General features: G+C 69.0%; 11 protein-coding genes. 10 read left to right on the top strand and 1 reads right to left on the bottom strand.

The window, feature by feature from the left end:
* Positions 1-38 precede the first annotated feature (38 nt).
* From CP970_RS37555 to CP970_RS37535, 5 genes are all read left to right on the top strand, one after another.
* A complete protein-coding gene (locus CP970_RS37555; protein ID WP_055555516.1) occupies positions 39-368 on the top strand; it encodes a hypothetical protein in 330 nt (109 codons plus the stop codon).
* 52 nt (positions 369-420) lie between these two features.
* On the top strand, positions 421-732 hold the full coding sequence (locus CP970_RS37550; protein WP_055555514.1) for a pore-forming ESAT-6 family protein: 312 nt from the start codon (positions 421-423) through the stop codon (positions 730-732).
* Positions 733-787: 55 nt separating this feature from the next.
* On the top strand, positions 788-1180 hold the full coding sequence (locus CP970_RS37545) for a DUF6507 family protein (protein WP_055555512.1): 393 nt from the start codon (positions 788-790) through the stop codon (positions 1178-1180).
* A complete protein-coding gene (locus CP970_RS37540; protein WP_055555511.1) occupies positions 1177-3345 on the top strand; it encodes a hypothetical protein in 2169 nt (722 codons plus the stop codon). Before CP970_RS37545 ends, CP970_RS37540 begins: the two co-directional genes overlap by 4 nt.
* A 141-nt stretch (positions 3346-3486) precedes the next feature.
* A complete protein-coding gene (locus tag CP970_RS37535; RefSeq protein WP_224058931.1) occupies positions 3487-3837 on the top strand; it encodes a hypothetical protein in 351 nt (116 codons plus the stop codon).
* Positions 3838-3843: 6 nt separating this feature from the next.
* On the opposite strand, the gene CP970_RS37530 is transcribed toward CP970_RS37535, so the two are convergent.
* Entirely contained in the window at positions 3844-4281 is a 438-nt protein-coding gene (locus tag CP970_RS37530) for a hypothetical protein (RefSeq protein WP_150494482.1), read from the bottom strand.
* A gap of 149 nt (positions 4282-4430) precedes the next feature.
* Here CP970_RS37530 and CP970_RS45255 point away from each other — a divergent pair, with 149 nt between their 5' ends.
* The 5 genes from CP970_RS45255 (at position 4431) to CP970_RS37505 (ending at position 12764) form a co-directional block, all read left to right on the top strand.
* Complete coding sequence (locus CP970_RS45255; RefSeq protein WP_079043997.1) at positions 4431-4721, top strand: hypothetical protein; 291 nt, start codon at positions 4431-4433, stop codon at positions 4719-4721.
* A gap of 64 nt (positions 4722-4785) precedes the next feature.
* Positions 4786-6117, top strand: coding sequence for a type VII secretion integral membrane protein EccD (gene eccD / locus CP970_RS37520; protein ID WP_224058929.1), 1332 nt, complete (start codon positions 4786-4788; stop codon positions 6115-6117).
* 265 nt (positions 6118-6382) lie between these two features.
* On the top strand, positions 6383-7306 hold the full coding sequence (locus CP970_RS44445; RefSeq protein WP_317987175.1) for a type VII secretion protein: 924 nt from the start codon (positions 6383-6385) through the stop codon (positions 7304-7306).
* Positions 7303-11301, top strand: coding sequence for a type VII secretion protein EccCa (gene eccCa / locus CP970_RS37510; protein WP_055556504.1), 3999 nt, complete (start codon positions 7303-7305; stop codon positions 11299-11301). The genes CP970_RS44445 and eccCa overlap by 4 nt, the downstream gene beginning before the upstream one ends.
* The gene (locus CP970_RS37505) at positions 11298-12764 is read left to right on the top strand and encodes a DUF6177 family protein (protein ID WP_191094998.1); all 1467 of its coding nucleotides are present in this window, start codon (positions 11298-11300) and stop codon (positions 12762-12764) included. Before eccCa ends, CP970_RS37505 begins: the two co-directional genes overlap by 4 nt.
* Positions 12765-12817: the final 53 nt, after the last annotated feature.

Genomic DNA, 12817 nt, shown 5'->3' with positions numbered 1-12817 from the left:
GCCGCGTACAACACAATTCGGGGTTTCGGGGTGGGTTCATGAAGTTCGACATGGGGGACACGACTCTCGCGGTGCTGGGGAAGAGCACGGTGGGGTCGAGTGACGATCTCGGCACGCTGATCCATCTGCTGGTCCAGGCGGCCGAGCCGCTGGAGGGCAAGTTCAACGGGTCCGGTAAGGCGACCTTCGACTCGTTCAAGCTGCGTGCGGACGAGATCACCGCGGATCTGAACGGGGCGCTGTCCTCGATCCTGGGCGGACAGGCCGGCATGGACACCGCGTTCGGCTCCGGCGATCAGGAACAGGCCGACAACGCCCACCAGAACATGGGCGCCGCCAACTTCGAGACCGCCCGCTTCTCCGGCTGACCCGGCCGTTCCCACACGTTTCCCAGTTTTCCGTTTCAGGGGGCTTCTCGTCATGGCAGGAAACCAGGACCGCCGTTCCTACGACACCGGCGCCTCGTCCGACGTACAAGGCGGACTGCAGATCATCATCGGCCAGCTGGAGCGCGTCCTCGGCGACCGCGACCGCGCCGTGAAGGCCGCGATGGCCGACTACCAGGCCGACGGTGTCTCGGATGAGTACCACGGCAAGGAAGTCCGCTGGAACAAGGCCGCGGGCGAGGTCCGCGACATCATCCGGCTCGTGCGCGACACGTTGGAGAAGAACGACGGCACCGCGCAGACGACGGTCGCCAGGGCGCGGGCCGCGGTCGACAACATCGGCTGACAGGCGCCACGAGGGCGGCAGTTGCGAAGCAACGGGGATTGGTAGGGGGTTTGGCATGCCTGCGTGGGACATCTCACCGTCCGGCGTGGATTCGGTGACGTCGCTGGTGGGGCTCGCGATGGACGACGTGGCCAAGGACGTCAAGGCGTACGGGACCGATGTGGAGAGCGCGGCGTCCTCGGCCGGCACCATCAGTTCCGGATACTGCGGAGCGGCTCCCGTCGGCCCGGTCGGCGCGGCGCTTGCGCTGTTCGTGGAAAGGACCGCGGGTGACGTCCTCTTCCTCCGGGCACGGGCCGCCAAGTCGGTCAACGGCGCGATCGAGGCGACCAACCACTACGTGGCCGGGGACCTGGAACAGGCGGCGAACGCGCAGGAACAGGCCGAGAAGGCACCTGACGTGAAGGCCCTGCTGGCAGCGGCCCGCAAGAAGGGCGCCGACAAGTGAAGATGATCGAGCCCGGCGGGATACCGCAGTTCACCGGCAACTTCGAGCAACTCGACAAGGACATCTCCGGGCTGCGCAGTGACGCCATCGGAATCCGTAACGGCGGCGCCGATGTGCACTCCCGCTTCCAGATGCTGGGCGCCTACTACACCGCGCCGGAAGCCGAGGACCTGTTCGCCACCACCCAGCCGGTGATGGACAAGGCCGACACCTTCGCCACCGACCTGGAGACGGTGGCCGACGCCCTGGACACCTTCGCTGCCGAGGCGCGTCCGCTCGCCAAGAAGCTGGAGACGTTGAGAGACGACGCCCGCACGTTCGCCGACAGTGTCGAGGGCGACGACGACTGGACGTACGACGGAGACAAGACCGACCGGAACAACGAGCTCGTCGACGGTGTGGCGGAGGCGGAGAGTGCCTTCCGCGCCGCCGAGCGCCGGGCCGCCAGCAAGATCTCGGCGATCGTGGGCGGTCCGAACTTCATCGAGGACGACGGCAGTCACAAGTCGACCAAGAAGACCGTGATGTACGGCTTCGACGCCGACGTCCTCAAGCAGGCCAAGGAACTGCCCTGGGGCAGCCACGTCAGCGAGTCCATCCACGCGTGGGAGATCCACCGGCACGTCAAGCACTACGTGTGGGACGGCTTCATCGTCGACGGCGCGGGAGGCACTCTCAAGGGCCTGGGCACCCTGGTCGGCATCGGTGGCTCGGCCAAGGACGCCTGGAGCAATCTCGGGGACGTCCTAAGCGGCATCGGCCAGTACACAATGACCCCGATCGACTGGGCCCTGGACCACACCATCGGCCCGGACGACAGTTCCGGGGACAACAAGCAGAAGGCTGCCGCCCGCGAGTTCGGCAAGTCCCTGGTGGCCTGGGACCAATGGGAGGAGAACCCGGTCCAGGCCGCGGGAACCACCACCTTCAACGTCCTCACACTGGGTGCCGGGCCGCTGGGCGCGGCAGCCAAGGGCGGCGCCGCAGGCAAGGCAGGCATGGGCGCCAAGGCCGCCAGCGTCGGAGCGAAGATCGGCACCTACGCCGACCCACTCTCGGCCGGCCTCACGGTGGGCGGCAAGGCCATCAGCAAACTCCCGACCGTCGCCGACCTCACCGCACGGGTCCGCACCGGGTCCGGCGCCACACCCGATCTGCAGCGCGTACACAGCACCCTCGACTTCGAGGGCTCCAAGGTCCGCATCGAAGACGGCAAGTTCATCCGGGTCGACGCCGAGGGCAACCCGATCAACGACACCGCTCCCAACGAGAAGTCTGCCGCCGAACGGGCAACTCCCGGGGAGGCACCGTCCCAGCGGGAGGGTGACCTGGTCGGGGCTGGCGCCCGGTCGCCGGGGGCCACCGCGCACGCGGGTGGGAACCTTCCGCCGCAGGCCAGACACGATGCCCCTACCGGGGGCGGCAGCGACACTCCTCGCGCTCCGGACGAGGCGCCGGGCAGGGCTAGCGACGTACACACGCCGCCGCAACGTGGGAACGCACAAGGCGAGTCCACGACCGCAGCTGGTGGCCACTCCGACAGACCGGGCGGCCGTGATCCAGCCGAGGCGAACGGCGGCGAACGGCCGGAGGATGGGCAGCACGGCAGCGAGTCCGATGGCACGCCGAGCGCACAGGACGGTGGTGGCGGGCATGGAGAGGCAGACTTCTCACGCCCCACACTTCCCCCGGGGCAAGCTGACCTGACGCTGGACCAAGTGCGGAAACTGCGCGACAAGAAGACTCGATGGTCCACTGCCGAGGACTACTTCCGGCAACTGTACGGAGGTGGAGCCGAGCGGCACTTCCCAGTGCCGACAAATCGTCATCCACTGTATCCGGTCGAGAGTGTCGGCGGCCGGAAGGTCGATGTGCCGGTGGATCTGCCGGACGGCCGGACGCTGGCCGTGGAGGTAAAGACCTACCAGGAGTACCGGACTATCAAGCTCGACGGCGGAGCGAAGCAGACCATCAAGGTGGAAGTTCCACTCAGCAAGCACATCAAGGAACAGATCCACAAGGATCTCGCGCTACGACGGATCAACCCCGGCTACGATCCCCGGTGGGTGTTCACACACGCGGGTCCATCGACGGACCTGCGCAACTACCTCATACAGGCACGTATCATATTCATCGAATATGGGCCTGCCCCGAAACTCAAGTGAAATAGTCGCTCAGGAAGGAAAAACATGCCCCGGGAGGGAGATTCCCAAGACCCCAGTTCGGGACTCCAGCAGTGGAGTAAAGAATGCCGACTGAATGCTCTAGAGCTCACCAAAATGCTCGGAGTCCCTACCGATGCGTATATGCGGGACCCACTGACCCTCGCTCCGACGCTACAAAACTACGTATCGCGACTCCCTTTGGAACAGTTTGAGCAATCAGACTGGGCCACCTTGCACAGTGATCTGACATCCTTCCTTGCCGACGTCCTCGTACGTCGCCACGGCGCTACTTGGCAGATCGCCAACGACCCTGACGGACCGCTGGGGTTCCGTTACGTCATTGAGGCTCAGGGACTGGACGGAAGCCCTCATCGAGTGGATCCAGCCGATGTCGTCTTGGTCGAGTTCCGGGAGCTCCCCATCGAGATCATCCGCATGCTGGCCAATGCGGAGCTGACCCTGAAACTAACCCGTAAAATCGAGGAAGAATAGCCGTACTCAATCTGTCAGCGGCTCCTCAGCCTCCCATCCCCGCAGTGCGAATTGAACGAGTGCACCATTCCGCTTGCACAACAGGTCCGGCATCTCATTCTCATGGAATCGAACCTGCCCAATGAGCCCTTCCTGCGTCACATGATGAACGAGCCGTTCGACAAGGCTCTTGAGATCCGGGAGATCCTCAGCGTGAATTTCCTGCCGTACGCTCAGCGACCAACCCCGGCTCCCCTGGACGAGTGACCCCCACAGGGCGCCACCGATCCGATGGGAGGCTCCGCGGGCAGCCCACAGAGGGAAGGTGTCCAGCTCGTCATCATCTGACGAGGTTCCATCCGGGCTCTGCTCCTGCCCCAAGTGCCATCGAACTGTGGTGAGTACATCTTGAGGAGTCGACTCCGGGAGATCGAGTGCAAGGTCGAACGCGTAGATATCACTCATGGGCTCATGATAGAGCTCGCTCGCGTAGCTCATCGTCAGAGCGAGTGGCATGCATGTTTCAGAACGACTAGACAAGAGAGCGGAGTTCACGGCGTGAAAGAGGCCGCACACGCGATATTCGTCCAGCACCAGTCAGTTGGCTGACAGCCATGGCAGCCCAGGATTACGACAGCCAACTCCTGGAGTCGGTATCCGTCCGACGTCGGCGGCTGCGTGACGCCCTGCTCTTCGGTGCGCAGCGCCAGCGCCGTTCTGTGGATGAGCGGTTGGGGAAGGTGTTCGCGGGGGTCGTGATCGCCGCGGTGTTGTGTGCCGGGTGTGTGGGGTGGTCGTTCATTTCGCATCGGCTCATCGGGAAGAGTCCGTACAGCTCTTCGGTGCCTTCGACCTCGCCGTCCGCACCGGCTTCCTCGCCCTCCATAACCCCTTCTTCTCGATGATAGGTTCGAACGCGTGATATCTGCGGGGCCGCTGAGCCGCACGAGCGGTACGAGTCGTACGGCCTTGAGCCGGGTCACCTTGGTCGGTGAGCAGCGCCGGGTCGACCTCGTGCTCCCCTCTCAGGAGCCGATCGGGCTGTTGCTTCCCGAAGTGCTGCGCCTGCTGGGCGATCAGGTCGGGGCGAAGCCGATGCTGCGGCACCTGGTCACCGCGGACGGCTCGGCGCTTGCGCACGACAGCACGTTGGAGTCGGCCGGTGTGCCGGACGGTGCGGTGTTGCGGCTGGTGCGGGCGGAGGACGCGCCGTCGACGCCCGTGGTGCATGACGTCACCGATGAGGCCGCCGGTGATCTGGACGTACGGGCATGGCGGTGGCGGCCTGCCGTCCGGCGAGTGGTGGCCGGGCTGACCACCGTGCTGTGGGCCCTCGTCGCAGGCGTGCTGGCCCGTGGTGAGTTCGGGCCGGAGGCCGTGGGCAACTCGCTGCTCGGTGTCGGCACGGCGTTGGGCCTCGTCGGCATTGTGTTGGGGCGGGCCCGGCGGCTCGGCCTGGCTGCCACTCTGATCGTGACGGCCGGGGGCCTGGGCGTACTGGGCACGTGGACGCTCGGTGAGGCTCATGCCTGGTCGGGGGCAGCGCTGCTGGCGGGTACCGCTGTGAGTGTCGCGGTGGCGCTCCTGCTGCTTGGATGGTTTTCCCCACTGGGGCGTGGCGCGTTGATCGGTGCCGGCGCCCTCGCGGGATGCCTCGTGGCCTGGGAAGCGGTCATTGCCCTGCAGGTCGGCGCCCGGACGGAGACCGGACAGGCACGGGTGGGCGCGGTCCTCGTTGTCGTGTCGGTGGTGGTTCTCGGTGTGCTGCCGCGGCTGGCGCTGATGGCTTCGGGGCTGTCGGGTCTTGATGACCGGCGTGCGGGTGGAGCATCGGTGAGCCGGTATCGGGTGGGTACCGCGCTGACCGCCACGCATCGTGGACTGGCGATCGCCACCGTGGTGCTGGCCGTCTCGGCGGCTGCGGCCGGTGTGCTGGTGCTGCGTGCCCCGACCGTGTGGACCGTGCTCCTCGCGGTCGTCGCCGCGCTGGTTCTGGCGTTGCGGGCCCGGGCCTTCCCGCTGGTCACCGAGGTGACCGGGCTCTTTGCCACCGCCGCGGTCGTCACGGTCGCGTTGATGGTGGTGTGGCTCGGTCGGTCGGCTGCCGTGGGGCCGCTGGCCGTGATGGTGGCCCTGGCTCTGATTCCCCTGGTGGTCCTTGCGGTTGAGCCCGCCGAGCACGTACGAGTGCGGCTTCGCCGGATGGGGGACGTACTGGAGTCGGTGGGTGTGATCGCGATGCTGCCGCTGGCCATCGGGGTCTTCGGTGTGTACGGGCGACTGCTCGACACCTTCGCGTAGGGGGTGCGGCATGGCTCAAGGCAGTGGTCAGGGAAGTGACTGGCAGCGGGACGTACTGCGGGAGTTGGGCGCGAGCGGCGCCCCGGCGCTCGAACCGACGGCGGTACTACGGGTCACGGACTCGAACGCAACCCCGGCCCCGGCTCCGACTCCGGCTCCGGCTCCCGCTCCGGCCCCAACCGTGGCCCCTGAAGCCCAGCGTCCGAACCCATCTCAGCCCAGACCCGGCCCCGCACCCGGCAGCGCCCACGACCCCCGCATCCCCATGCCGACCCCCGAATCCGTACCCACCATCGATCCGCGCCTGGCCCACGCGCTCGGCCGCCCCCAGCACGGCGATTCCACCGTCCGGCGCACCGGACGCTCCTTGCGCAGGCTGACCACGTCGGCCGGGCAGGAGGTGACCGAGCAGACGCGGCTCGCCCGCGAGGTGCAGCAGCCGGTGACCACCGGCCGCGTCATCGCCGTGACATCGATCCGTGGCGGAGTGGGCAAGTCCACGGTCTCCGCACTCCTCGCCCGCACGTTCAACCACTACCGCCACGACCCCGTACTCGCCCTGGAGGCCGACGCCGCCCTCGGTACGCTGCCGGTGCGCCTCGGTGCGGAGTCGGTGCGCTGGGCGTGCGCGGATCTGGCCCAGCTCCTCAGCCCCGCGATGCAGCTCACCGATGTCACCGGCTACCTGGTGCCGGTCGCGGACGGCGGATGGCTGCTCCCCGCGGGACAGGGCCGAGTCGGCGCCCCGCTCGACGTCCCCACCTACCGGACCGTCACCCTCGCCCTGCGCCGCTACTTCGCGGTGACGGTGGTGGACTGCGAGACGCTGCCGGGCGAGGTGGCCAGGACCGCGATGGACACCGCCCACGCGCGCGTGGTGGTCGCCCCGATGACCGCTGAGGGCGTGAACGGCACCCGGGTGGTCCTGGACTGGCTGGCCCGGCTTCCGCATTCGGCGCTGGCCACCACGGTCGTCGCGTTGAGCGCGAACTCTCCTGATACGACACTCGATTTGAAGACGGCCGCCGCGCACCTGCGCGAGACGGGAGTGGCCGTGGTGCCTCTCCCCTACGACCGTCATCTGGCCCAAGGAGGCCCCATCCACACCGGCATGCTCGGCCAGGGTTCCAGCGAGGCGGCCGTCCACCTGGCCGCCGAAGCGATGCGGCGGGCGGTGCGGGTGCGATGACCAGGCGCCTCATCCACCGCCCGGCCCGCAGCACCCGGCCGCTCGCCGCCGCCCCGGAGCGCACCATCGAGCCGCCGCCCAACCTGCCCGAGGGCAAGATGGGCAACGCAGCGACCGCCCTCCTTCCCATGGCCGGTGTCATGGGCTCGGTCGTCATGATGACGGTCATCCGCAACAGCCAGTTCGCCGCCGTCGGCGCGATCGTCCTCGTCTTCGCGCTGCTCGGCGCGGTGGCGCTCTTCCTGTCCCAGCGCGGCAAAGCCCAGCGCACCCGACGCGTCCAGCGCGAACGCTATCTGGAGTACGTGGAGGAACAGCGCGAGGAACTGGGCGCTGTGGAGTGGGAGTTGCGGCGGCAGGCGCGGGTGCTCAATCCGCCTCCCGCGGCGCTGTACGACCTGGTACGCGATCCGGCCCGGCTGTGGGAGCGGCGCCGTCTGGACGCGGATTTCCTGCGGGTGCGGCTCGGCACCGGCGACGTACCCGTGCAGGATCTGGCAATCGGGCAGAGCTCGGCCAGTGGCGTACTGACTCCGCCCGACCCGTTCATGCTGAACGAAGCGCGGGCCCTGCAGCACCGGTTCGCCACCGCGAGTGACTTCCCGCTGATGGCGCCGCTGGACCGGGCAGGCAACGTCAGCGTCGTCGGTGACAGGGAGGGCGTGCTGCGGGTGGCCCGCGCCCTGCTGGTCCAGACAGCGGTGACGCACGCGCCGGACGACGTCGCCATCGCCCTGGGAGTGCCGGGCGATCGGCTGCCCGAGTGGGAGTGGGCGAAGTGGCTGCCCCACGTCCTCGACACACAACAGGACGACGGTCCTGTCGCCGCCCGGCGCATCGCGCCGGACCTCGACCAGCTGGCCCGGCAGTGCGCCCCCGACCTACGGCGCCGCGCCTCCTACGCCGCCGAGGTACGCCGCGGACTCTCCGACCGGCACGCACTGCGACTGTCCGACCGACTGCTCGCCGTCAGCGACTGCCACGGCGGCACCGCCACCGAACTCCCCCGCCCGGACACGGCCGTTGACCTCACGGGCATGGGTGTCACCGTGCTGCATCTGCTGGAGCGGCAAGTGCACGAGCCCGACCAGGTCAGCGTCCGCATCACCGTCGACGGCGACCGGGTGAGCGTCGAGGACCTCCGCGTCCCCGACGCGCCGCCCGGCCACGGCACCGCCGACGCGATGAGCATTGCGAGCGCCGAAGGCCTTGCGCGGATGCTCGCCCCGCTGCGCCTTTCGGCCGAGTCCGCCGCCGACGGCACCCCGATCTCCGGCCCTGTGGACTTCCCCGAGCTGCTCGGCATCCCCGACCCGGCCGCTCTCGACCTGACGAAGCTGTGGGCCCGGCGCGGCGAGCGCGACTTCCTGCGCGTACCCATCGGCCTGAACGACCGTCACGAGCCGGTGCTCCTGGACCTGAAGGAATCCTCCGAACTCGGCATGGGCCCGCACGGGTTGTGCGTGGGCGCGACCGGCTCCGGCAAGAGCGAGCTGCTGCGCACCCTGGTCCTCGCTCTCACCGCCACGCACGCACCGGAGGATCTGGCGCTCGTCCTGGTCGACTACAAGGGCGGCGCCACCTTCGCCCCGTTCACCGAACTCCCGCACGTGGCCGGGGTCATCACCAACCTGGAGAACCAGGCCGGGCTCGTCGAACGCGTCCACACCAGCCTGGCCGGCGAGGTCAAGCGCCGTCAGCAGGTCCTCAAGGACGCCGGGAACATCGCCGACATCGGCCATTACGCCGCCCTGCGCGAGACGCGCCCCGACCTTGAGGCCCTCCCCCACCTCTTCGTCGTCATCGACGAATTCGGTGAACTCCTCACCGCCAAACCGGACTTCATCGACCTGTTCCTCTCCATCGGCCGCATCGGCCGCTCCATCGGCGTACACCTGCTGCTGTCCAGCCAGCGCATCGAGTCCGGCAAGCTCAAGGGCCTGGAGACGTACCTCTCCTACCGGCTCGGCCTGCGCACCTTCTCCGCCGACGAGTCGCGCACCGTGCTCGACACCGTGGACGCCTTCCAACTGCCACCGCTGCCGGGCTTCGGCTATCTCAAGGTCGATACATCGACGTACGAACGCTTCAAAGCGGGTTACGTCTCCGGCGCCTACCGCGGCCCTGCCCTCCGCGAGCGGACGGACGACGAGCCCCTCGCCTTGACCTACCCCACCTACAACGGAACGCCTGACCCGGGAGACACCGCGCCCGAGGAACCCGGCATGCGCGAGCGGGAGACCGGCCCCACCGTCCTGTCCACCATGGTCGACCAGCTCTGCACCGCCGCCCCGCCGGTCCGCCGCATCTGGCTCCCCCCGCTGCCCGACGCGATCACCCTCACCGCCGCAGCTGGGCCCGTCGAGGCGTCCGAACGCGGCCTGCACCTCGCCCGCCGGGGCGGCGCGATGCACGTACCCCTGGGCGTCCTCGACGACCCGGCCAAGCAGTGGCAGGCCCCTTGGATCCTCGACCTCACCGTCGCAGGCGGACACACCGCCGTCATCGGTGGCCCGCAGTCCGGCAAGACCACCCTGCTGCGCACCCTCGCCCTCTCCCTGGCACTGACCCACACCCCGGCCGACGTCGCCGTCTACGGCCTCGACCTGGTCGGCGGCGGCCTGTCCGCCCTTTCAGGACTGCCGCACGTCGGCGGCATCGCGGGCCGCGCCGACCACGAGCGCGCCGCCCGTACCGTGGCCGAGGTCCGCACCCAGCTCGCCCTGCGCGAAGAGCTCTTCCGCGCCCACGGCATCGACTCCGTCGATCAGCTGCGGCACCTGCGCGCCCGGGGCGAGCTGTCCGAGCTCGGGTCCACCGACATCGTGCTGCTCATCGACGGATTCGGCGCGCTGCGGGACGAGTTCGCCGAGCTCGACGACACCGTCGCCGACCTCCTCAAGCGCGGCAGTGGCTACGGCATCCACATCGTGGCGGGCATGCTGCGCTGGAACGACGTGCGCATCGCCACCCAGTCCATGTTCGGCACCCGCGTCGAACTGCGCCTGAACGACCCCTCCGACTCCTCCATCGACCGCAAACTGTCCGAGACGCTCTCCGCCGACACCCCGGGCCGCGTCCTCACCGACGGGAAGCTCTTCGCGCAGGTGGCGCTGCCGCGCATCGACAACGTTCCCGCCACGGACGACCTCGGTCCGGCCCTGGAACGTGCCGCGCGTACGCTCCGGGCCAGCTGGCACGGCGAACTCGCCGCCCCCGTACGGGTACTGCCCACCGCACTGCCCTGCGCGGAGCTGCCCTCACCCGCCGCCGAACCGACCCGCATCCCACTCGGCGTCGACCAGGACGCCCTCGCCCCAGCCTTGCTCGACCTGTTCGAGGACGATCAGCACCTGCTCGTCCTCGGCGACAACGAATGCGGCAAGACCAACCTGCTCAAGCTGATGTCCCAGCAGCTCATCGCCCGCTACGGCGACAAGGAACTGGTCTTCGGCGTCTTCGACCCGCGCCGCGGCCTGCGCGGTCACATTCCCGAGCCCTATCGCGGCGGCTACGCCCACAACGCCAAGCTGGCCGCGGCGCTCGCCACCGGCATCGCGGGCGAGCTGGAGAAGCGGCTGCCGGAGACCGCCGACCCGGACGCCGCCGACGACGGCCCCGCCTTCACCGGGCCGCGCATCGTCATCCTCGTCGACGACTACGACATCCTCACCACCGCGGGCCAACAGCCCCTGACCCCCTTCCTCCCCTACATCTCCTCCGCCCAGGACATCCGCCTGCACTTCGTCGTCACCCGCCGAGTCGCCGGATCCGCCCGCGCCCTGTACGAACCCTTCCTCACCACCCTGCGCGAAACCGGCACCACCGCCCTCCTCATGACCGGCGACCGCACCGAAGGCCAACTCTTCCCCGGCCTCTACGCCTCCCCGCAGCCACCGGGCCGCGGCACCCTGGTCCGCCGGGGGCGGCGGCACCAGCTCATCCAGACCGCGCTGGCCGACGAGGCCCCCACTCCGGAGAAGCCGCACCAATGACCACGGACGTCATCGCCTTCACCCCGAAGATGCCCGACATCAAGGCCGTGCTCGCCGGGCTGTTCGCGGGCGGCCCCGGTCTGGGTGTACGCAACGTGGCCGAGGGGGCCGTCGTCCAGCTCTGCGCAGCCGACGGCCGCCCTCTGGTATCCGTCGAGGCACCGCTCCTGGTGCATGTCCCCGGCGAACTGCAGCGCCTCCTGGGCCCTGAAGTACCCGCGCCCGACGGGCCGTTCTGGTGGACCGAGGCCCGCGCATCCACCAGAGCCGAGGAGGGTGAGCGGCTCGCGGGTTCCTTCGCCGGACGCCTTGCCGCGATCCTCGAGGGCGGCGTCTGGCCCCCGGAGGTCGCCCATACGGAGGTCGTCCCCGTCGCCTCCGGCCCCCTCACCGCACTCACCGCCCCGGCTGCCGCGCCCCCTGCCGTCGACGTCCTCACCGACAAGGCTGCGGTCATCATCCAGGACCGCCCCGTGGTCCCCATGTCGAGCTGGCTCGCCGATGCACTGCGCGTGGCCACCGAGGAGGATCTGGCTCTGCAGATCGTCACTCCGCCCCACACCAGGCTCACCCTGCCCACCCGCGCCGCCCTGCACGGCCACCCCAATCGCTGGGTGGTCCAAGATCCTGACTGCGGCTACTACGACGGCCTCTCTGGGGTCCGAGTCGAATGGCACGAGGGCCACTTCACGCCGGTCAGGACCAAGGACGGCAACACCCGGGTGGCAGAAGCCTTCAAGCCCCAACCCACCCCAGACGCTCTGGGCGCGCGCCAGCTGGCCCTCTCCGTTCACACCACTCATCCTGCCGATGAACACCTCCTGCTTGGCGGCGCCTTGGAAGCGGCCTGGCGGACCCTCACCGGTGCCCCACCGGCGGGATGGTCCACCGCCGAACCCATCTGCCTGCCCTGGTCCCCGCGCCAGCTGACCGAACTGGCCCGCACCCGCGCCCGAAAGTCCGCTCCCACCTGGCTGACAACCGTCGGCACCCCGGACCGGCCAGCCATCGCCACCACCCGCATAACCCGCACCCCGGCAGGCGTCGAGGAGCACATCACCCTCGCCCTCGGATACGGCGCCCACGAAGCCCCACCCCTGGATACGATCGCCCCGCTGGCCGAGACCCTCGCCACCCAGCACGGCCTGACCACCATGCTCACCACACTCCGCGCCGCAGACCGGGACCTCACCGTCCCACCCCGGCTCGAAGCCCCGCCGATCCCCCTCTCCTTCACCCTGGGCGCAGACGCCGTGCACACCGTCGGCCGCACCCACGCCCAGCACCCACCAGGCAACCTCCACCCCACCCAACTCGGCGCCACAGCACGCCCCGCACTCCACTACGCCCTGGGCGACGGCACCGACGCCGCTACCTGGACCACCCTCCAGCAACTCACCGATCACCTCCAGACCGCGACAGAAGACTCCTCACCCACCCAAGATGCATACCAATCCGGATGACTCCCCCTGCTCCACAGAGTGTCAACGGGCTTGCGTTCCAGAAGAGCATGATG

Origin of the sequence: Streptomyces kanamyceticus (genome assembly GCF_008704495.1) — a bacterium.
Lineage (GTDB): Bacteria > Actinomycetota > Actinomycetes > Streptomycetales > Streptomycetaceae > Streptomyces > Streptomyces kanamyceticus.
Note: the sequence above shows the minus strand (reverse complement) of the source record. Positions and strands in the feature narration are given on the sequence as shown.

Coding starts and splice junctions, on each gene's coding strand:
- CP970_RS37555 (WP_055555516.1), top strand. CDS start 39: ATGAAGTTCGACATGGGGGACACGACTCTCGCGGTGCTGGGGAAGAGC.
- CP970_RS37550 (WP_055555514.1), top strand. CDS start 421: ATGGCAGGAAACCAGGACCGCCGTTCCTACGACACCGGCGCCTCGTCC.
- CP970_RS37545 (WP_055555512.1), top strand. CDS start 788: ATGCCTGCGTGGGACATCTCACCGTCCGGCGTGGATTCGGTGACGTCG.
- CP970_RS37535 (WP_224058931.1), top strand. CDS start 3,487: ATGCGGGACCCACTGACCCTCGCTCCGACGCTACAAAACTACGTATCG.
- CP970_RS37530 (WP_150494482.1), bottom strand. CDS start 4,281: ATGAGTGATATCTACGCGTTCGACCTTGCACTCGATCTCCCGGAGTCG.
- CP970_RS45255 (WP_079043997.1), top strand. CDS start 4,431: ATGGCAGCCCAGGATTACGACAGCCAACTCCTGGAGTCGGTATCCGTC.
- CP970_RS44445 (WP_317987175.1), top strand. CDS start 6,383: ATGCCGACCCCCGAATCCGTACCCACCATCGATCCGCGCCTGGCCCAC.
- eccCa (WP_055556504.1), top strand. CDS start 7,303: ATGACCAGGCGCCTCATCCACCGCCCGGCCCGCAGCACCCGGCCGCTC.
- CP970_RS37505 (WP_191094998.1), top strand. CDS start 11,298: ATGACCACGGACGTCATCGCCTTCACCCCGAAGATGCCCGACATCAAG.